A 21,116-nucleotide genomic window follows, 5' to 3' on the forward strand; every position below is an offset into this window, starting at 1 on the left:
CTTGAAAATTATTGAAGTAATAAAGTATGACGGTAATAGCTACAAACATCCGCTTGTGTTCGCAATATCCATTGTTATTTTTTTTCTAAAGTTGCTTGGTAAACACCGCATTGCCTATAAACTAGCAGGCTCCATCTTTCGCTTTGGCTGGAAAGGTAGTGATATACTAGCATTAAAAACTGTTGATTATTATTTTATTAAAAATAAGCAGTTGGGCGTATCCATTGCTCTTGAAGAAATCAACTCCTTACAGCCAGAAAATAACACGAAACGATTTTACTCACATCCTGACCACATGGTAGGAAAAATTATCACTATATTGGCAAGTCCTAGAGGAGGTAGAAAAGGAGCTCTTATAATAAACTACAGTATATATTTTGCGCTCTTTGCAAGGTTCTTTGATGTAAGAGCCATCAGTGAACGGTACCACATCATTTTAGAACCTAGTTGGGCTGGGTTGTGCGAGCTTTCCATTTTCTTTTACACCTCATTGGACACACCTGTTTTCGTTCAAGCATACGAGCGAAGAGATTATGAATTAATCGAAAAATCTGGCACAAATTTAGTGCCCATAAATATTGGACCATCTTGGTTTATCAATCATGAGGCATTCGTACCGCAAAAATCCGATAAAATTTATGATGTCGTCATGGTTGCTGCATGGGCTGAGTTCAAACGCCACAAGGCCTTTTTTAAGGCAATTAAACCGTGTTGTGACGCGAATCCAAAGTTTCGTATCGCCCTTGTGGGTTATCCAGTCGACCTAACTATTGAGGATATAAAGTCTGCTGCCCGCAGTATTGGCATTGAATCGAATATTTGCTTCTTTGAGAGCGTACCTAGAGAAAAAGTGGCAAAAATTCAATCCCAATCAAAAATCAACGTACTTTGGTCAAAGTTCGAGGGTAACAACAGGGCTATCATAGAGGGGATGTTTTGTGACATACCAGTCATCCTACGTGAAGGGCACAACTACGGGGCTAAATATGACTTTATAAACGAAAAGACAGGCGCTTATGCAAATGAAAAGAATTTACCGATGGTGATTCAAGGTTTGAAAAGAAAACTAAGCTCACTTTCACCTCGCGATTATGTTATGGAAACTAGGAACGCAATCATGGCAACGCGTATTATAGAAACTGCAATCGCTAATAGTGTTCTGAATGATGAACTCGCTTGCGGCTATGAATTGGCGGTAAAGACAAACGAATTATCAGGAATGAATTATTTGTATTTAGACGCTAATTCATTTAATGAAGACAGGAGAAATCTTTCACAATTCATAAGGAAGACCTGTGCCGATTTATGATCAACATAGATTGATATTCATTCATATTCCTAAATGTGCGGGAACTTCTATTAATAATCTATATTGCCCTGAATTAGAAAAGGCATATGGTAACCCTAATAAGTTCAGTATAAAGTATATGTTTGGGCGAGAACTTCAACACCTCACAGCGCGAAAAGTGGCTCTACTAGCCCCAGTTCGCTTCAAAACTTATTATAAGTTTTCAATAGCGCGAAATCCTTATGATAGAGTTGTTTCAGAATTCAGGTGGCGTATCTCTTGGGATGAAAAACTTCAAGGTTTTTCAATTGATGATTTTGTTTGTCAAATTCCAGATCACATCAACCAAGGGCATTTGCGTCCTCAAGTAGAATTTTTATATTCGAGAAGTGGCAGATTATTAGTTGATCATATTTGTAGGTTTGAGGATCTCGAGAAAGGGATTAAAAAGGTTAATTGCAACGCAAATATACGATTAGGTAATACACTTCCTCATGCAAATAAATCAGTAAAGAAAGGTTTCCTTCTAAGTAAGCAGCTCAGAAGGAAAATCGCTGATATATATCGCGATGACTTTAAGTTACTTGGCTACGAACTCTGACTTAATTTAAATCGTTATTTGAATTAAGTATTGTTTGCCTCTTGTGGTTGGGAATATTATGGGGGTCCTGAAAAACTTTAAAAGTTTACATTATGGTGTAATATCGTAAGACTGGAGAGGTAAATTTTGATATCCAAAGAACTAAGCAAAACTCTTTATGCAAGCAATGTTATTGCGACCATTCTGGTTGTTTCGATTCACTACAGTGAGCACTCATCTTTTTCATCTGATACTGAATTTTTCTCAAGAGTTAACTTTTATATTCAAGAATTTATCGTTGATGGCATTGCGAGAAGTGCTGTCCCGTTATTTGCAATCTTGGCGGGCTTCTTCGCATACTCAAGCTATATCAAGCGTGCTAGTTTTTTACTGCTACTTAAAAGTAAGATAAAGTCATTACTTGTACCATATATGTTATGCTCTTTAGTCATTTGCGTGTACTACTTTTTTTTTATTACAAATACTGATAACTTCAACTTAAGCTACTATGTCTCCCGTTGGTTATTCAAACCCTTTTCTATTCAATTTTGGTTTTTACGGGACTTAATTTTTCTAACGTTATTCATTCCTATATTGTTCTTCAACAATAAGTTTTTCAAAGCACTTTTAGGTATTATTCTCTTCTTATCTTGGCTTTTTGAAATTCAGGTAACACCTAAGTTCTACGGTTGGTACTTGTTGAGTATCGAGACTCTTTTTTATTTTTGGTTGGGGGGATTTCTTTGTCAATACAGAAGTCAATTGGTTAAATTAGCGTCTGAAAGGTATGAAATGCTCCTATATCTTCATATCATCTGGATTGGATTAATTCTATCAAGAATTTTCATTGACCCTACAATCAATATTTGGTACCGAGAAGACTATTCTGGTATGTCATTATTACTGTACAAAGCATCTATAATATTCGGAATAATTGCATTGATTCATCTTGGTTGGAAAGTTCGAATGATTACCGCTGTTCAGTTTTTAGCTGGTTTCTCATTTTTCGTTTACATATTTCACATGCACCCCGTAATTTCGCTCAAGGGCATTCTTGGGGCAGTTATAGCGAAGGAAGTTATGTTCTATATACTTGTCCCTTTGGGAATTACAGTCTGTTACTCTGCTGCTTTAATAATATCGTATTTCATACCGCTAGTATTCAATTTGCTAACCGGTGGAAGAAGCCCCACTCGTGTAACTAAGTCAGTTAGTGAACTAAATTAGTGTAATAATTGTTTTATTAGTTGTTCATACCTTCCCATGATGTTCTCCAAAGCAAATCGAGAGGTTGTTTTGTTGGCTTCTTTCTTCAAACACTGCACTTTTTCTGGTTCCATTTTTGAAAGCTTGTAGATTATGTGACCTAACTCATTCATGTCATTACTCTGATACAAAAAGCCGTTGTTATTATTGACAATAACTTCTTTGATTCCACCTACATCCGCGCTTATTGGAATACATCCGCTCGCCATTGCTTCTAACAACGAAAGCGGGAGTCCCTCAGTCTTACTTGTAATTAAAAAGTAGTCAAAGCAAGGATAAATATCCCATGGTGTGGACGTAAAATCGAAAAGTTTAATCCGCTCCATACTGTTTTTCTCTTTAAGCAAGCCTTCTAGTCTCTTTTTCTCTGAACCTTCACCAAAAATGATCAGGTAGCTATTGGTACAATCTTGTTGATTGAATTTTTTTATAGCAATCTCGACCTGTTTTACAGGCTCTAACCGAGTTATCATCCCGTATACAAATGAAGATTGCGGGATTTTACACAATTTTCTCGCTTGAGACCTCCGATTACAATCAGAGTAAAAAAGCTTTTGGTCAACAAAATTATGAATGACCTCTATTTTATTTGGATTAAATTTCCAGGACTTTATTAGGATTTCAGCTTGTGTGTAGCTCACACAGATATTTTTTGAAGTAAACCATGATCGTATTGAAAACTTGAACCATAGCTTGAGCATAAATGGTGTTGGGATAATTATTCCCTTAAAATTTTTTGGCGCCGGAAGAGTTATTGGAGTGCTGTGTTCTATTGCAATTAGTGGGATTCTTATTAGTTTTGACAAAATTTCAATAATCAGTGATCCACTTCCGATACCTCCCTTTGGAATAAGAACTATATTGGGCCGATATCTAAGAAATTCGAAAACTAATGTTCTTATTTTGGGGGATTTAGAGTTCGTTCGTTTTCTTTTGAACGTAACTTTTGAAAGGTCTATATTTCTTTTTTTATAGATTTCAATCTCTTCATCGTCGATTTGGCATATTAAGGTAACCTGATATCCACGAAGGGACAAGGCTGAAGCAAGTTGAATGGTATGGAGCTCAGCTCCTCCTCTCATCTTTGAAAAAAATGAAATAAATAAGATCTTAGGCGCCAAACTATGCTCACTTTTTTAATTATTGATATCTAATATTAACTTATTTTATATAAAACATGGTTGCTAGAAATGTTTTCCACATAGGAAGCGAAGATGGCTGCATCCAAAGTCCTTTTATCATGAAAGAGATTTTTTCAACTCGAGAGGGGGCATTGTAGCCTAAGAGCCAAAAATAATAACCAGCTATCTTCTTATTTAAAAGCTTCTCTTCCTCAGCGCTAAGTGCTACATAGTTAGAATAATTTTGATAGCTTTTAATTAAGTTTACATAAGTAAACTTAATTTTATTGTAGTTAGATGTGCCGGAACTTGTTGTGTTATCTCGGTGTTCATAGACGCTCACTAATACTTTTTCCAGAAAGCCACCTTGGAATTTACTTTTCAGAAGGCACAATGCCATTAATCTATCTTCACCAATACGGAAATTTGGAATACCAATTTTGTCAAAAATTTCTCGTCTAAAAAGAGTATTTTGGAAGCCCATGTGAATCCCATTTGAAATTGATTCCTCTATCGCATTGTTGACGTTTAGTTGAAAAAGCCCATCTTCCAACCGAGTTGCGGCCCCCCTGAAGCCTTTTTTTTCAAAACTAGAAGCTGAAATTAGAGAGTCATCTTCAAGCAAGCGCCTTTCAACTGCACAATATACCCAATCTAAATTAAAGTCGATTAATGCCTTTCGAAGACTCAATAGATAGTCGGGCTGCCATAAGTCATCACTATCAAAAAATGCAACAATCTCACCGCTAGCATGCGCCAAGCCATTTTGTCTTGCTGCCGCTGCCCCTTGATTTTTTTGATAAAAGTATCTAATTTCGAATGCTTTTTCTGTTTCTCGCCATTTTTCTATAAGTTGTTCAGTATTGTCATTACTGCCGTCATCAACGATTATTACTTCTATTTCTTTATAAGTTTGATTTTGAATATTGGTAAGTGCTTTTATTATAAATTCTGATCTGTTGTAGCATGGCATTATTATGGTCACCATTTTTCCGTGATCCTCATGAGTAAAACCGTATTTTGTGTCTGCTACTGCAATAGTTGAAACTTCAATTAGATGAAAATTCTTTAACTATTAATCCGCTTTAACCATTACATCCATCATAAAGAGAGTGTGATTCGGTTCTCGCTGCTTTAGGATATTGGAAGGATTCTTAAAAGTGAACCAATTTTAGCTTACTTAGCTGCTTTATTGATTTCCTTGTAGAAATTTATAAGGTCTAGCACATATTTTTCACTGGTGGCATTTTCAACTGCAAAGCTTTTAGCTCTTTTACCCATTACTATTAACTTCTTTTTAGTGAGGTTGTTTAATATGTTGACAATAAAGTCGACGTTATTTGTGTCGCAAACGTAGCCGGATTCCTTATCAATAACTACTTCGGGTAGCCCTCCTACATTGCTAACGATGCTTGGTACATCATGCATACCCGCTTCCAAAGGAACGCGGCCCAGAGGTTCTTGTTTAGAGAACATTAAAATGCAATCTATAACTGCGTAGAATTCAGAAGTGTTATCTAAAAAACCAAGAAAATGGACTCTGTTGGCTATACCCAGTTGTTTTGCTTTTTTCTTGCACGAACTCAGATAGTTTCCGTCTAAAGAATTATCTTCGCCCGCAACTAAAAAAGTCCAATCAAGATCTGTTACTTTAGACATTATCTCAAGTGTTTCGATTACGCCTTTTACAGGTGCTATTTGACCTATAAAACCGAAGACTATTGTGTGCTTTTGGTTTGTAGTAAGCTCGCGTTTTTTACTAATGTTTTGACTCGTTACAGGGTTGATCATTACTTTAATTAATATTTCTGAATGCTCGGTATATAAGCCCTTAAGCGAATTATTGATATATTGGCTAACGGCGATCACAGCGTCTGGTTTTATTTTAAACCACCAACTTACATCATTGGCAATTGGATCTCTCAAATGGCATACCAGCTTTTTCTTAAGCAGTTTCGCTGGTAAGGCACATATTGGGTAGCTCCATATTTGGTTACTGTGTACTACATCGATTTTGTACAAGAATAAGATCCAAATGATTCTCAGCATTGTTCTAGCTTTTTGCAACGACGAATGTAGTGCCAAGTCTAATTCTACTGGTGTCGTTTTGATACCGTTTGTTGTTGCCCATAAAAACATTGGGGAATTTGGTGGGCAAACTAGATATGGCTCAATACGAGAACTTTTAGCAGCTTCGAGGAGAATACATTGTAAAGAACGTTCAGAGCCACCTATGAAGGGGGCTAGTGCGATAAAAGCTACTCTCATGCAATCAGCCATTAGGGAAAATATCCTCATAAATCGCCTCGACTTTAGCTGCTAGCGCCGGGGCATCAAAATTATTTAGGATTCGCTCTTTTTGTTGCTTACTAGCTGCACTATATTTATCAGGTTGTTTTATCAGGTTTTCAATTATAGCGACGATTTCATTCCATTTGCCATTCGTTACGATAAAATCTTTATTGCCAATTACTTCTTGAACTGAACCACCTTCATAGCCAATGCTAGGCACGCCAAAAGCCATTGCTTCACTCACACTCATTCCAAATGTCTCTAATTCGCTTGTGCTCACAAAAAAATCAAGATTTGAGTAAAATGGCGAGAGGTCATCAAGGTTTCCAAGCATGAGACAAGACTTTGTTAGCTGTTTATTGATGATATCGACTTTAAGCATATTTTCATAATCAGAATCTGCGTATTTTCCACCTCCGGCAATTAGTCCTATTACGTTATTACCATTTTTTATAAGTGCTTCTATAATGTTGATGAAATCTTCTAAACGTTTGCGCGGCCGAATTGAACTTGCTGTTCCAATTAAAAGCGGGTTACTAGATATATTTAGTTTTCCGATAAACTTCGCGCTATTGTCACTTCTTATACTCGCAATCATCTTTTTGTAGTTTCGGCCATTTCCTATTACTGTTGAGCGACTCCCTTTCAAATAGGCTGGAAAGCCTTCAATACAGTGCTTGTATTGGTCTTGACTTGTAAATAGCGCTCTGTCTATTTTACATATTCCACCAAATAACCAATGCGCAAACTTTTCATTTATTCTGAACCTTATGCCTGCTACTACGGGTGTTCTGGAAATAAACGCTGCATATCTAATGGAAGGATAGATTTCATGCTCATTTACATGAATGACGTCTACCTTTTTTTCTTTTATAAACTTAACCCATTGAACTAGGTCTCTTAGAAATGTGATAGGTGCTAGTAGGTCAGGTATGTTAAATTTTGTTTTAAATGTTACAACGTGACTATGTTTTGCTTCCAAACCATCAATCCATTCGCCAGCCTCTGAACATCCAACAAAATATTGATTCTTTCTGCTCTCAGAGACTATAGCGTCAATTACGCACGTAGTGCTCCGGAGACTTCCACTATGAGTCAGAATTAATATGTTCATTTTTTCTCAATACATAAAGTTTATAGGAACACGCACAAAAAAGGATACACCACTGGAGTACCTCGGCTCTCATGCGGTTTATGAAGGACATGGAAACCATAAAGCTTATTAACGCACATTCTATAGCTAATATCTTGTAATAGTGCTCTGTTACCCTTTTTCCTATTTTTCGTAACTTCTCTTTTGCACGAGAAGTGTATTTGAAAGAATAATAAAGCATGGTAAGAAAGGTAATTAATCCTGGATAGCCTACTTCTGTAAGAACTTCAAACCATGTTGAGTGAACAGTTTTCTTTCTTGCTGCCCTTGACATATCTCCAGTTGAATTTATAACCACATCAGCAGGTATGTAATCTGGAGCATGATAATTAAAGCCTTTTCCCCCTTGTCCAAATGGATAGTCGAAAGACATTTCTACTGCGGCTTTCCAAAATATTGTTCTAGTTGCACCTGTTTCTTTTTCGGTTGACACTTCACTTTCCTCAGCAATCGAAAAAATTCTTTCTTTAAACGAGTCATCCATCACACTTATTGCAGCAACAAGACCAATCATACCGATAGCTATAACTTTTGCTTTTTGGGCTTTTTGCTTAACTGAGGTGAAAAATAAATGACCCATAAAAATAAGTAGTCCGACGAAGGCACCAAGAAAAGCACCTCTACTATTTATGAGCACGAGCGCATTTGCGATGAAAGCGGCAGCAATTAAGAAGGGAAGCTTTCTCCAGCCTTTGCACACCCAAATGTAATAAACTGAAAAAACCATGGCAGGAACTAGTGCTGATGCGACTCCATTTGAGTCTGGAGTGTCCACCGTACCAATACCTTCCACTCGATTACCACTATTTCGACCAGTTTGATAGGCTACGAAACTCAGATACCATGCTCCGTAAACATAAGCGATGATACTGTAATCAAGAAACTTTATAGAGTTTATAAATTTAAAAGCAAAAAACATGGTAAGAGCCATTTTCCAATAAGCTTCTAAATATACAGAATGTGTTATTGGAGATACGGCATAAAAGGATGCAAGATAATAAAGTGAGACAAGTATCACCAAACACCTCATAGGCACGGAGCCAAAAAAGTTACTTCGGTCGTCTAGGCTCTTCTTATTCATTAAGTAGAGCACACCCATGAGCGCGACAGTATAAAAAGAGTAACTCAAATTCGGAACAAGGCTGAACCACCATCGCCCAGGCGGGTTAAAAAAATAAATGGCTTGGTAAGTAACAAGCAAAAAAATTGGAGCAATTCTAAACCCTTGAGTAATTCCTCCTGCGTATGTTAAAAAAAACAATAAGACGTTTAGCATAAGATCCTGCGATATAGTTTTTTATATTCTCCGACCATTATTGATCGTTCGAATAAACTTTCAAAACGCAGTGCGCCAGCTAAGCCGAGCTCATCGAGATAGTGTCGATCTTCCGCTACTTTGATAAGCGCTTGAGCGAAGCTTTTGCAGTCGTTATTTGGTACTACTATGCCGTTACAGTTATGTTTTATAATCTCACCATTTCCGCCAGCATTAGTCACGATACAAGCTTTGCCCAAACTCATTGCTTCCAAAAGTGTCATAGAAGTGCCTTCACTAAGGGATGATAGTAGGAATACGTCCATAACAGCAATGTAAGCGGCCGGTTGTGCTATATAGCCTGTTAAAATAACCGAACCTTCTAATTCAAGCGTCTGGATCGTAGCCTCTATATTTTTTCTTTCTGGCCCATCACCAATAAGCAATAATTTTGCGTCAGTACTTTTTTCTAATACTTGCTTGAACGCTTGAAGCATTAAGCTGTGATTTTTTATGGGATCGAACCTAGCCACAGAGCCAAAAATAAGTGTGTTAGGCGGAACGTCCAAACGTTTTCTCAGCGACTTCACCTCTTGCTTCGAAACACTCAGTGGTGCTATGCCATTGTAAATAAGCGATATCTGCCTTTTGGGAATATATTCAAATTGGCTCAATGCATTTCTTGTAGCGTCGGCTATCGCAGTAACACGCGAAGTCAGCTTTCTTAGAATTGGGTTTACTAATTTTCTTTTCCACGATGTAGAATCCGGATAAAACCGGCCGTGTTCAGTGAATATTATTTTCGCCTTTGTAAATAATGTCGCTAAGGTGCCATAGACCCATGGCGTATACTGGTGGCAATGAACAACGTTAATGTTGTTTGTTTTAATATGTTTTCGCAATGCTTTTATCAACTTTATGTCCACTCCGGGCTTTCTTGCCTCGCAGGTCACTTGTACACCACTTGCGTTCATTGCCTTACCCCATGGGCCCAAGGGCTCTTCAATACAGAAGATTGACATATCTATATCATCAGTTGAGTTACCCTCAATAATATTTTTGATTACCATTTCTGTTCCGCCGATACGCATATCGTAAGTCACATGCAATACTTTAATCATATTGGTGTCGAATTCCTTTTTACTGAAGTCGCTGTATTGCGAGATTCTGAAAACCAAAACTTGCTCCGTGATTTCATGAAAGGCAGTTCTATTAGCCTGTAAAGGAACTCTGATGCCAAGATGGTAAGCATTAGGGCTAATATAAAGAAGGCCGCGAAGTTTTCATTTAAACCTAACATTCGTAATAAAGCGAGTGAATCTACGTGCAACAAATACATAGCATATGAACGCGTTGATATATGCATCACAATTTTTGTGAATATACCATCGGATGAATAGTTTGTTTGGTCGCCCCATAGAATCCATACCCCGAATATTAACGCAAGCAGCAGTTTACTTGGGTCACTGATTTCTAATTCTGGGTTATATCTTGCGATGTAGAAAAAAAGATAAGCGGGAATAGAAACAATGAAAAGTAAATTGGCTTTACTTTGAAATAAATTCCAGATGCTTTCTTTATGGTGCTTCATGTAAGCAAGAAGTACACCCATAGCACAGCAATCGAGGCGCACGTGAGTTTCATTAAGTGAAGTGTAAAAATCTAGATATCTAAAGAATGTTGGACAGACCAATAATATAAGTAAAACAAATATTTGATACCGTGTAGGTAGTTTAAGAGTTACTACAAATAATGGAGCAATAAAAAGATAAAACTGTTCTTCGACTGATAAAGACCAGCTTACATAGAAAACGCTTAAGTCGCCTACGTAATTTTGCAAGAAAAAAATGTGAGCGAAGGGGAATGAAAAACTATCTTTCGTGAGGTATAGCTGCAAAATAGTTAATGTCAAAACAGCATAGTATGCAGGCATGGTTCGCATCCATCGCCGCACCCAAAAACGTGGAACTTGTATATTGCCAAACTGTTTCTTTTCAAGTAACAGTTGATTACCGATAAGCCATCCAGAAAGCACAAAAAAGAGGTCTACGCCAGTCCCTCCAAGTTGAAGTGGTGCAAGCATGATAGGAGAGCCAGCAGCCAAAATACTGTGACCAGTAAAAACTAGCATAATGGCGAGGGCTCTGAAGCAATCTAGTGAAAAATTACGCTGCATAACGTTCATACCACATTTGGTACATCAGCATGCTCCATAACACAATGCCATGGTCTTGCTGGCGAGATTGATGTTCTTGCCAAATGTTTTCTATCATTTCTGTTCTAAATACGTCTTTTAAACCATGTTGAGTTTGGATGATTCTGGATTTTGAAAGTGTTTTCAACTCTCCCCTAAACCATTCATCTAACGGCGTGCTAAACCCCATCTTTTTTCTGTACAGCAAAGAATCGGGAATAAAGGACTTAAATACTTCTTTAAGCAAATACTTCTTTTCTCCATCACGGTATTTTTGTGACGAGGGAAGGGTAGCGGCAAATTCTGCAACTTGATAGTCGAGAATTGGGGCTCGTACTTCTAAAGAGTTAGCCATGCTCATTCTGTCTACCTTCACCAATATATCGCCCGTCATGTATGTTTTGATGTCGGTATACAGTATTTTGCTTAAATGATCTGGTCCGTCTGCTTTGTTATACATATCAATGGTGTATGCACTAGGATGATAGGAACCTAGCTGCTTGGCTATTTCTGGCTTAACCAAATTGCTCCACATTTCATCGGTCATCATACTATTGGTTATATAAAAACCCATTGCGGCATCGTGTGATAAACTAGTGAGCAAAGATTTTGCTTTTTTTCCAACAGTTCCTGGTACTTTACCTGCTAAATCAGCCAATTTAGGAAATAAAGATTTGCGAATAGGCTCTGGAAACTTATTCCTAAGTTTGTTTTCAATTTCGTCCGTTGTGTACTTTTCATAGCCCGCGAACATTTCATCACCCCCGTCACCGGCTAAGGCCACGGTTACTGCTTTTCTGGCTAGTTCCGATACGAAAAAAGTAGGTACAAGAGATGGGTCGGCAAATGGTTCGTCAAAAAAACTTACTATATGCTCTAGCTGTTCCGCTACATTTTGATGAACCGTAAATTCATGGTGCTCGGTATGGTATTTTTCCGCTATTTCCCGTGCGAAGTCCGCTTCATTGAATTCTTTATTGTCGAAGCCAATGGTACACGTTTTCACTGGTGAGTCGCTGGCTTGTGCCATCATGGCAACCACGCCCGAACTATCCACACCACCGCTTAAAAATGCGCCCAGTGGAACATCACTAATCATTCGCTGTTTTGTGACTTTTTCGAGCAATGCTTTTAGCTGCAGCTTATTGTCTGCTTCATTATTTTTAGAAGTATTTTTGAAGCTTAAGTCCCAGTATTCATGAATAGTAAAGCCATCTTTGTTCAATATTAAATAGTGAGCGGGGGGAAGTTTGTGAATGTGCTTAAAAATACTTTTTGGGTCAGGAACATATTGGTAAGCAAAAAAGTCACGTACGGCGTCTATTCGAATTTCTCTGGGAATATTTTCAAGTGCTAGTATCGCTTTAATTTCTGAAGCAAAGGCAAAGCGACCGTTATCAGAGAAATAGTACAGGGGCTTCTTGCCCAACCTATCGCGGGCCACAAAAAGCTCTTGCTTTGTTTTGTCCCAAAGAGCAAAAGCAAACATACCATTTAGCTTTTCAAGGCATTTAACACCTTCTCGCGCGTAAAGTTCTAATATTACTTCAGTGTCGGTATGGCTTTTGAAAGAAACACCTTGTTGCTCAAGCTCTGCTCTTAGTTCTAAAAAGTTATAAATTTCACCGTTAAATACAATAACTAAATTATTGTTGGCAGAATACATGGGCTGATTGCCCGCTTCCGATAAATCTAAAATACTGAGTCGACGATGACATAATCCAATATGTTCATCTAAATATATACCGCTTGCGTCGGGGCCTCTGTGCACGATGGCTTTGTGCATCGCTTCTAATGAAGCATTTCCACCTTCCTGATAATTAAACAGGCTAAACCCTGCAATGCCGCACATACGTTACGATCCCTATAATGAAATGTAAGGCCGAATTAACGACCCTGCTGAAACGGTTATACTAAGCGGTAGCTTTTGCCATATGCTTTCTACCATTGAACGCAGTTTACTCTGTTGCGACGAATCAATTTCTTCTGTAATCGGTCTACCTGCTGAATTGTACTTTTGCCAGTTAAGCAATTGCGGCTCAGCACCCCATTGCTTTTTAAATTTGTAAGTACCCTCTTCAAAGGTAGAGCGTCCAAAATCAAAACATTCGATACTGTTATCAGCACAATGAGCTAATAACGACCAATACAAAAGCATATTAGGTGCAAGTTTGTTGTATTCCCTGAGTGTTGAGGCCCACGGAATAGAGGCATTAGTGTTATTTTTGATAACTAACCCTGCACCAATTGCTTTGCCGTCGAAGTAAACTACACCAATAACGCTGTTGCTGCCGTATGCTTTAATTACCTGTTGAAACCACTTTTTAGCGTGTACAGGAGAGCCTAAATCTCGCATGTTCGTAGCATAAACGTTGTAAAATTCGTCAATGAATTTTTGTTCAGTTCCAAGAGCTGTAGTCAGACCGTTCTTTTCAGCTTTGCGAATTTGGCTGCGAAGCTTAGATTTAAAACCTGCCAATAGTGCTTCACTACTTTCAGGTAGAGGCATAAGCATTCGCACTTTTTGGTGTTTAAGTGATTCAGGCTGTTGAGCTGCGCTATTAATATTTCGTATTTCTAACCGCGTAATATTCGCTGTAGTGACTTGTTGCACTAGGTACTGCCGCAACTGTTCTTCAATTTCAGCGTTGTCACCAATAGCATAGCCCACATCACAGTAGGGAAGGGCGCAAAGCTGTGTGCCTAAGAAAGGCGTTTTCATAAGCACTGAGGGCATTACGCCTACGATGCACTGAGTCTCTTTATTTTTAGCTATGATGCCAAAGCTTTCGTGGCCATAAGCGTCTTTAACTGCTTGCAACCAAGCAAAGCGGTGGTAGGCTGACGCGAAGCCGTGAGAATTAACGTATCTATCCCACGAGATAGCATCTATTGCGGACGCCCGCTCTATAATGATTTCATTGTTTTGTTGCGTATCACCTTTACTCATAGCTAGCCTCTTTAAATGAGTAAGGTTGAACTACATCATTTTTATTAGATAACAGAGTTTCGGCTTCTGAGATTGTACAGAAAGACACATTAGCGTGACTTTCTAAATGTTCAAGAACCTTTGCTATTCGAGCGCAAATGAGTGAAAAAGCGTTGTCGGCAGTCAGTAATCCAGTAGCCCCGTCAATTAAACTAGAACTATGAAGATACATATGAATAACAGGGTGTTCTTTTTTAAGAGAGGAGTCACACAGCTCAATCATACTTTTCGCGTCAGTCATTTCTGGACTGAGGTAAATTTTCTTAAGAATTTTGGTGTGCCAAAGCATTCCAACCATTTTAAACGCTGAAAATGGTGGTTTAGATAGTGTTGAGTGTATTTTATCGGCCCGACTATCGTTCATTACATTAAAACCTGCAGTAACGGGGATTTCCATTATATTCCGCTGGCTGCCCGGTTGAAGGGCGTTGTCAAAGCTAGGGTAGTATGGAGTATTAGGTGCGCCTTTGCAGTGAAAGAATGGGTTTTCGTAAAACGGGTACACGCTGCTATCTACAGTAATTCCGCGCGATGCAAGCAGTTCAAGCGTTTTACCTTTCATACCCCAACGACCACTTCTAAATGAGCGTGGCGTAACCCCTATTTTTTCATTGATAACACGGTTCAGTTCATCCAGTTTTTGTACAACTTGTTCTTCAGGCAAATTAATAACATGGGATTCCGCTTCTGTTGTTTTACCAAAGTAGGGCGGGTTACACCATGGGTGCAAATGCGCACCAACCTCTGCCTGCTTCGAGTTTACAAATTCTCGAAGAATACGGCTACCGTCGTCATTGTTAGCAACTGCATAGTCAACAAAGTAGGTTGGCCTAATGCCTAATGATTGGCAAAAGTCTTGAAAAGCAGGAAGCTTCTCAACATTTTTTACTGAACAATCATGCTGAGGAAATTCACTGTCCCACTGCCATTCTTCTTCAGTGTCTATGGTGAGTACAAACAGTACGTTTGGTTTACCCATTTTGCTGCTCGTTTAGCATAGTAGAGAACAATTCGTGGTATTCATCAGCCATCCGCTGTGCTGAGAAATTTTCTTGCACAAATATGCGGGCGTTTTGCGCTAGCTGCTGAGCGTAATGAGTATCGTCTAGTAACGTTTCCCAGTCTTTTTGAAGTTGCTGGGTATCGTGAAGCGGCGTGAGTAACCCGCTTTCTTTGTGAGTAATAAGTTGGTCAATACCAGCGATGTCATAAGCTGACACAGGGATTTCCATGGCGCAGGCCTCCATTAAACAACGCGGAATGCCTTCAAGTGTGGACGTCATTACAAACATATCAAAATCGCGAAGTTGCTCGAGTCTATCGTTTCTAAAACCTAAAAACGATATTGCACTCTCGCTGTGAAGCTCCTTTGCATAAGACTCTAGCTTTGGCCTATCTTCACCATCTCCAAGGAATACTAGCTCTATATCATTTCGCTTTTTATAGAGTGCATCAAAGCAGTCTAGTATGGCGGTAATGTTTTTGCGGCTTATCATTTGGCCCACAAAACCTATAACCTTTTTATTGTTTTCCGGCTTTGCTTGCTTGGTTACTCTCACGGCTTCAACTTCTGATAAATCTACGCCATTTTGAATATAAGCTAATTTATTTTCGGCTATATTGAATTGCTTTACATCAGCCATTAACTGCTTGGAAAGTGGCACTACTTTATCTGCAAAGCGCATTGCCTGACATCCGGCCCAAATAAATAGGCGAAGCTTAAAGTCTGCTGCATTTTCAAAACCATGAGGCGTCACTACGCAGGGAATGCCTGCTTTTTTAGCCGCCATCACCCCTAAAATATCCGATTTGTAACCATGGGTATGAATAATATCGATGTTGTTGTCTTTTATAAGTGCAGCGAGTTTTTTGACTGCACCTAAATCGAACCGGCCATGCATAGGAACGTGATGGGTTTTACCGATGGAACTAAATTGCTTAACGAGTTCTAAATCTTCCGTGCCTGGTTCTAACGTTACTGCCAGCTCGCTAGTCACATTGCTAGGCATGTGTTTAGACAATGCCAATACCCAGCGCTCTGCGCCATAAAAACCTGTAGAACAAATAAACTGCAATATTTTCATTATTATTTATGCGAGCTGGTGGTTACCGCGCCGCGTGCTCCTAATAGTGTTCCTATGGCTCTTGCTGGAAAGTATACAAGGTAAAAGCGTAGGCAATTAAAAAACGATACTGTGTTGCCTACCAACTTTTTAAGCCTAAATGTATATGCCAAAAGAGGTGCTCCTGCGATTATGCTGAATATAATAGCGAAGTTGGTTTGTGAATACAGTAGGCAAAGCAATAAAATTATAATGCCTAAGGTAACGGCAAAAGGAACTATAAAGCTGGGTAGCTCACGAAGCGGTATCGGCCTGCCACTGGTTGACGCTATATTTGATTGTCCACGCCAAATTTCTTTTTTAAACATGGGGCCGAAGGCTTTGTCTTCCCCTAAGTGCACATAATGAGTCTCAGAGGTGTAGTAAAGGCCACCATGTTCGTTAACCTGGCCAGTAAAATAATAATCTTCGCAGGTTAAAAGGTGTTCTGGAAAGCCATTTACTTTTGCAAAGGTGTTTTTGTGCAAAAACAGATTTCTACCAGGCAAAAAGCTTACGGTGGTATCTAATTCAGCATTGCTAAGCGCGGTTCTTATTCGCTCTAGCGGAGGCGCATTTTCAGAGTTAATTTGCATTGCAGCAACTAAGGCAAGTAAAGATGATTGCTGTAGTTTTTGAAGCATTACCAACGCATAGTCACTTGCAAGACTGACATCAGCATCGAGAAATGCAAAATAAGTCCCTGTCGCTTTTTCCGCGCCTAGGTTTCTAGAATGCGAAATACTTTTTGCATCATCGTTGTAAATGATATTTAAAGAAAAGAACTGCTCAAACTCTTTGAGCCTAGGCGATACATTGGTATTTTGGCTAACAAGAACCACTTCAAATTTATCTGCTGGCAGGGTTTGATGCTTTATACTATCGAGGGTGTCGATAAGCATCTTCTCTCTACCTTTGTGAGGGATTATAAAGCTAATTAATGTGGTCATTTTAGCTCTCTCACGGTTTTCCTAACCATTGTTGAAGTTGCACAAAGCGCTTTACTGCTTGGGTGCGTTCTTTACTAAGGGAAAAGTTACGAATTGAAGTAAACAGAAACTTCCTAAGACTCTCTGAGTGTTGTTCTATCTTAATGCTGTTGCTTATCAACATGGGGCGAGGTACTTCCTCGAAAGATTCAAAATTCATGTTTTGCATCATTAAACACAGCAGGCGTGTAGTTTCACTTTCTTCAGTGCTAGTAAGCCTATCAATAATCTTGGTTTGTAATTCGTGTTTTTTGTTTTCTATTTCGCTCACTAGGTTTGGTAGGTAGGCTTTCGCAAAAGCGAGTAAACAAAGCTTTCGTAAATCTTGACCTGTCCATGTTTCATTCGGAAATTCTAAAATGTCAGGCTTTTCTAAATACACATATTCGTTGTTAACCATCCAGGTTACATAATGAGATAGTGCTTTAACTGCATAGGCATAGTCGTAATCATTTTGCTGGTGCAGTTCTTTAAGTTGAATAAACCTGCAAACTGCCTGAAAGAAAACGGTGTAAAACCATGTTGCTTCAACATTGTCTAAATTTCTCTCACTAATTTCATCTATTGGCGACACCGTGTGCTGGATGATATGTGCACACTTTTTTAAATCTTCTGTTTCGCTTAATAAAGCATATCTATCCATTAAAGCCTGCAGATAATTACCCGTTCCTCTGTCTAATGGGTAATGACCTGTTTTAACGTTTTTAAGGCCTTCTGTTCCTGCATTTTTTAGCAACAATAATGCATTTAAGAGTGTGCCATCACCTTCGTAGTAACTCTCTATCCAGTTACAAATTTCTAGCAAAGCGTTTTTGGAGGTGCTGCTTCCGGTTAACAAGTAGTGGTGCAGCAGGCCGTTGGTATAACAATGCTGTCCGCCAGGGCCACCACCGCCTGCATGGTCTTCGTATACACCTGTCGGTTGGTTTTTTGAATACGTTCTATGGCCTGCAGTATGTGCAGGTACATAGTGATCGGTATGCCAAAAAAGCCCCCCAGAATACTCAGGCTTATCAAGGGAAGTGTGATAAACATCAATATTGGCAACATGTTTTGCCAAGTTATCTGCTAACTCCTTCCAGCGCTGATCGCCACTCACCGTCCATTGATATAGCATGCCGCAAAGCGGGTCATACTGATTGTTGTAATGAGAGACAAAGTAAGTGGCGTCTGGAGCCAACGCCTTTTCATGATCGGCATATAATTCGCCAAAATGCCGCCACCCAAATTCATCAATACTGTCACGCTTGTGAAAAAATGAGTTGTCGCCTTTTATTCCTTTTTCCACAAGTTGCTGCAGCTGTTGAGGGACACTAAAGGGTGTAAAGGGAAGGCATGAGCTGTGCTGAACCCAGTCTTTGCACAGTGTTACTTCGAAGGTGGTAAGTGGGCCTGCCGAAAAAGTTACACTGCGGGTTATCTGCTCTCCCGGTTGTAACTCTTGTGGTTCGCTACCTTTAGCACCGAGTAAACTCACAAGCGTACTATCTTTTGTTGTGGTCATTGCTGAAGGAAAGTGCTGCCAAAACTCTTTGGCTTCAAGCACAAAATTTGAGTTGTCATCTAATTCAAATGTGGCAAGCGGTTGGCATTGATCCCCCTCGTATTCCAGTTCACCATTGCGATAAACTTTAACGCCTTTATGGGCTAAGTTTACTTGGTCTGCTGCATTAACGTGCACAGGGCTTTGCCAATGTGCCTTTCCGCTAGAGGCCTGATGAATGTTGATGTTATCAGCAAGAGCCTCAAGTACCTTTTCATCGTTGATATTTATTGTATTAGCTTGTTTACTTACAGATAGTGACAACTCACTTATATAGATAGATGAAGGGTCGCCCAAATCCCACTGACCATTCGGGTGAAGTGATGCCGCTGGATTTGTTATGGTTATGTCGCTTAACACGTCACCATTAGCTAAAAAAATTGTGCTTTGATATTCAATATCCAGCGCTTTGTTCTGTACTTCAAGCTGCGCTTTGTGCTTAATTCTTAATGCAACATCATGGCAATGGCTTCGTAACACTTCATAACTAAACTCATCAATATGCAAAAAGGGCAGGGCGGTGTATTTATTTTCGGTGTAATGAGTTAACGACGCTGTTAGTTCATCATTGAAGTTTAAATAAGCTGGATGGTTACGATTTACCGTAACCATCTTGCCGTTTGATAGCGTGATGTCTATTAGGCCCTTCGAGTCTCTTGGCTTAACGGGATTAATGTAAGTAGGCTGAGTGACTTTAGCCAGTTTTAGCGAGTAATTTATGGTTTCATTTGACGGTATAGACGTTATACCCGTGATGTATAGCCACTTTATTGAGCCGTTGTGCCACACATGCCGAACTTCCAGTGAAGCCCTTACATATTCGCCATTTTCATCAATTAATTCGAGTGGTTCTGAAACCGAAAACTTACCTTCAGGGCAAGGCACTCCAACACAGAATGAGCCGCGTTGAGTGTGCGAACTCGCGTTACGTAAGCTAAAAACTATATGCTGCATTGGGCTACTTATATTTCTTCCGTGATAGGCAATTTGATAACTCAATAATACTTTATATTACTTGGTATGTAATGCCAATGTGTTTGCCTGCGAATTCATAGAAGCATATTTTGTTGTTGCTAACGGCTGCGGTACTTTACAAAGCCGTCAACTAACAAAACATTTATTTGAGCTCTTAACTAGTTAGTTTGTTTAAGATGGGATTAAAGGCCTAGGAAGATACTGGTGTATTGGACAAATAAAGGGATCCAGCAACCTTTGAACTGATCCCTTTGGATTGAGGTAAATTTTACATTATTTGACCAAAAAACGTCTGGAGCACGCTATAAAAGCAGCAAAAAGCCCAAACAAACCCAAGTTCGCAGGCGCTGATACCTGAGTTGCTTCAAGGTCAAAATTCAATGTGCCATCGTTTCCGAAGTCCAGAGAGATATTGTCTATCGCCCCCTCAAAGCTGCTAGCCCATCCTGTTCCCGTGGCAATTCGAATGCCTCTTACTTGTTCACTTGCATAGTCAACAATGCTATTGCTGTAGTTGCCATCATCTTGGTAGCTAGGATCCAAAAGTTGAGCAAGCGTAGGGCCGGAATAGCCGCCAAAAAATCCTCCTGCCGAATCGTAGATAGCCAATACGTTTTCAGTGCCTGATGTGCTCCAACTATTCCAAGTATCAGCTGGTGCATTTAAGTTGGCAGCATATCGAGGATCAAACGTAACACGTTGTCCGTACCAGCGAGCCCCGTCTGCAATACCGTCAGTGGTGGTGTAGATTTGAAGGAAAAAATCATTTTGTTCACCAGCCAATGGCTTTTTCGTATCAAATGAAACGCTTAGCAAATTTCCTAGTGTATATTCTGTCGAAGAGGTGTCATCATCAAAATAAAGCCAATAGTCTGAAAAACTACCTGCATCACCCAAGGTGCTTGCTGACCATGCTCCATTGCCCGCGGGGGCCGATGGGTCAGTAATCTCTGTTAAATTGTTACCCGCATTTGTTTGCCCATCAAGAGTGAGAATTGTTGCATTTGAGCCCAGTGAAGTAAGAAAACAACTTGAAGCCAAGGCTATGCTTCCAATTAACTTTTTTGACATTTTAATTCCCCAATTACTATTATTTTTTAGTTTATTAACTTTGTTAGACTAAAGTAGTAAGCAATAATGGTGCCTTTTAATTTTTTTCATAAACAACAGGTGTTTAAATTTAATTCTTGCTTAATTTTTACAAAGGTGTAAAAAAATATGACATGGCGGTTATCGAAACGCTTTGTCGCATTAAGGCATTTAATGATGAAGAAATTGAACAACTAAATGATGCTTCTTTTGCTTTAGCGTTGTGTCTTCTATTTCTTATCTGAATTTGGGTTTGTTTACGCTCTCCGCGATAGACTCT

Annotated in this window: 17 protein-coding genes; 3 read left to right on the plus strand and 14 right to left on the minus strand. The window is 39.2% G+C overall.

What is annotated here, in order from left to right:
* Position 1: 1 nt before the first annotated feature.
* The 3 genes from JV36_RS0101225 (at position 2) to JV36_RS0101235 (ending at position 3,095) form a co-directional block, all read left to right on the plus strand.
* Positions 2-1,309, plus strand: a complete 1,308-nt coding sequence (locus tag JV36_RS0101225; RefSeq protein ID WP_032097165.1) for a glycosyltransferase — start codon at positions 2-4, stop codon at positions 1,307-1,309.
* Positions 1,296-1,889 (plus strand): sulfotransferase family 2 domain-containing protein, encoded by a 594-nt coding sequence (locus JV36_RS0101230; protein WP_032097164.1) that lies wholly within the window; start codon positions 1,296-1,298, stop codon positions 1,887-1,889. The genes JV36_RS0101225 and JV36_RS0101230 overlap by 14 nt, the downstream gene beginning before the upstream one ends.
* 126 nt (positions 1,890-2,015) lie before the next feature.
* Positions 2,016-3,095, plus strand: a complete 1,080-nt coding sequence (locus JV36_RS0101235; protein WP_032097163.1) for an acyltransferase family protein — start codon at positions 2,016-2,018, stop codon at positions 3,093-3,095.
* On the opposite strand, the gene JV36_RS0101240 is transcribed toward JV36_RS0101235, so the two are convergent.
* The 14 genes from JV36_RS0101240 to JV36_RS0101305 all read right to left on the minus strand — a co-directional run bounded on the left by JV36_RS0101240 (position 3,092) and on the right by JV36_RS0101305 (position 20,818).
* On the minus strand, positions 3,092-4,255 hold the full coding sequence (locus JV36_RS0101240; protein WP_032097162.1) for a glycosyltransferase: 1,164 nt from the start codon (positions 4,253-4,255) through the stop codon (positions 3,092-3,094). The genes JV36_RS0101235 and JV36_RS0101240 overlap by 4 nt on opposite strands.
* 40 nt (positions 4,256-4,295) lie before the next feature.
* The gene (locus JV36_RS19185; protein ID WP_081926481.1) at positions 4,296-5,243 is read right to left on the minus strand and encodes a glycosyltransferase family 2 protein; all 948 of its coding nucleotides are present in this window, start codon (positions 5,241-5,243) and stop codon (positions 4,296-4,298) included.
* A 188-nt stretch (positions 5,244-5,431) separates the two neighbouring features.
* Entirely contained in the window at positions 5,432-6,535 is a 1,104-nt protein-coding gene (locus JV36_RS0101250; protein WP_032097161.1) for a glycosyltransferase family 4 protein, read from the minus strand.
* Positions 6,528-7,529, minus strand: coding sequence for a glycosyltransferase family 4 protein (locus tag JV36_RS0101255; protein ID WP_032139761.1), 1,002 nt, complete (start codon positions 7,527-7,529; stop codon positions 6,528-6,530). Before JV36_RS0101255 ends, JV36_RS0101250 begins: the two co-directional genes overlap by 8 nt.
* Before the next feature lie 106 nt (positions 7,530-7,635).
* Positions 7,636-8,976, minus strand: coding sequence for an O-antigen ligase family protein (locus tag JV36_RS0101260; protein WP_032097159.1), 1,341 nt, complete (start codon positions 8,974-8,976; stop codon positions 7,636-7,638).
* Positions 8,970-10,076: a glycosyltransferase gene (locus tag JV36_RS0101265; protein WP_152561594.1), complete on the minus strand. Its 1,107-nt coding sequence runs from the start codon at positions 10,074-10,076 to the stop codon at positions 8,970-8,972. Before JV36_RS0101265 ends, JV36_RS0101260 begins: the two co-directional genes overlap by 7 nt.
* Positions 10,073-11,131 carry an acyltransferase family protein gene (locus JV36_RS0101270; protein ID WP_081926488.1) on the minus strand — a complete coding sequence of 353 codons (1,059 nt, stop codon included), beginning with the start codon at positions 11,129-11,131 and terminating at the stop codon, positions 10,073-10,075. The genes JV36_RS0101265 and JV36_RS0101270 overlap by 4 nt, the downstream gene beginning before the upstream one ends.
* Entirely contained in the window at positions 11,121-13,001 is a 1,881-nt protein-coding gene (gene asnB, locus JV36_RS0101275; RefSeq protein ID WP_032097158.1) for an asparagine synthase (glutamine-hydrolyzing), read from the minus strand. The genes JV36_RS0101270 and asnB overlap by 11 nt, the downstream gene beginning before the upstream one ends.
* 12 nt (positions 13,002-13,013) lie before the next feature.
* On the minus strand, positions 13,014-14,099 hold the full coding sequence (locus JV36_RS0101280; protein WP_052010291.1) for a GNAT family N-acetyltransferase: 1,086 nt from the start codon (positions 14,097-14,099) through the stop codon (positions 13,014-13,016).
* Positions 14,092-15,117, minus strand: a complete 1,026-nt coding sequence (locus JV36_RS0101285; protein WP_052010290.1) for a polysaccharide deacetylase family protein — start codon at positions 15,115-15,117, stop codon at positions 14,092-14,094. Before JV36_RS0101285 ends, JV36_RS0101280 begins: the two co-directional genes overlap by 8 nt.
* Positions 15,110-16,222, minus strand: a complete 1,113-nt coding sequence (locus JV36_RS0101290; protein ID WP_032097157.1) for a glycosyltransferase — start codon at positions 16,220-16,222, stop codon at positions 15,110-15,112. Before JV36_RS0101290 ends, JV36_RS0101285 begins: the two co-directional genes overlap by 8 nt.
* Before the next feature lie 2 nt (positions 16,223-16,224).
* Entirely contained in the window at positions 16,225-17,190 is a 966-nt protein-coding gene (locus JV36_RS0101295) for a glycosyltransferase (protein ID WP_052010289.1), read from the minus strand.
* A gap of 10 nt (positions 17,191-17,200) precedes the next feature.
* The gene (locus tag JV36_RS0101300) at positions 17,201-19,726 is read right to left on the minus strand and encodes a hypothetical protein (protein WP_032097156.1); all 2,526 of its coding nucleotides are present in this window, start codon (positions 19,724-19,726) and stop codon (positions 17,201-17,203) included.
* 294 nt (positions 19,727-20,020) lie between these two features.
* Positions 20,021-20,818: a hypothetical protein gene (locus JV36_RS0101305; protein ID WP_032097155.1), complete on the minus strand. Its 798-nt coding sequence runs from the start codon at positions 20,816-20,818 to the stop codon at positions 20,021-20,023.
* Positions 20,819-21,116 lie beyond the last annotated feature (298 nt).

Source organism: Alteromonas sp. LOR (genome assembly GCF_000753865.1).
Lineage (GTDB): Bacteria > Pseudomonadota > Gammaproteobacteria > Enterobacterales > Alteromonadaceae > Alteromonas.

Coding starts and splice junctions, on each gene's coding strand:
- JV36_RS0101300 (WP_032097156.1), bottom strand. CDS start 19,726: ATGCAGCATATAGTTTTTAGCTTACGTAACGCGAGTTCGCACACTCAA.
- JV36_RS0101250 (WP_032097161.1), bottom strand. CDS start 6,535: ATGGCTGATTGCATGAGAGTAGCTTTTATCGCACTAGCCCCCTTCATA.
- JV36_RS0101270 (WP_081926488.1), bottom strand. CDS start 11,131: ATGCAGCGTAATTTTTCACTAGATTGCTTCAGAGCCCTCGCCATTATG.
- JV36_RS0101280 (WP_052010291.1), bottom strand. CDS start 14,099: ATGAGTAAAGGTGATACGCAACAAAACAATGAAATCATTATAGAGCGG.
- asnB (WP_032097158.1), bottom strand. CDS start 13,001: ATGTGCGGCATTGCAGGGTTTAGCCTGTTTAATTATCAGGAAGGTGGA.
- JV36_RS0101285 (WP_052010290.1), bottom strand. CDS start 15,117: ATGGGTAAACCAAACGTACTGTTTGTACTCACCATAGACACTGAAGAA.
- JV36_RS0101290 (WP_032097157.1), bottom strand. CDS start 16,222: ATGAAAATATTGCAGTTTATTTGTTCTACAGGTTTTTATGGCGCAGAG.
- JV36_RS0101265 (WP_152561594.1), bottom strand. CDS start 10,076: ATGATTAAAGTATTGCATGTGACTTACGATATGCGTATCGGCGGAACA.
- JV36_RS19185 (WP_081926481.1), bottom strand. CDS start 5,243: ATGGTGACCATAATAATGCCATGCTACAACAGATCAGAATTTATAATA.
- JV36_RS0101295 (WP_052010289.1), bottom strand. CDS start 17,190: ATGACCACATTAATTAGCTTTATAATCCCTCACAAAGGTAGAGAGAAG.
- JV36_RS0101260 (WP_032097159.1), bottom strand. CDS start 8,976: ATGCTAAACGTCTTATTGTTTTTTTTAACATACGCAGGAGGAATTACT.
- JV36_RS0101305 (WP_032097155.1), bottom strand. CDS start 20,818: ATGTCAAAAAAGTTAATTGGAAGCATAGCCTTGGCTTCAAGTTGTTTT.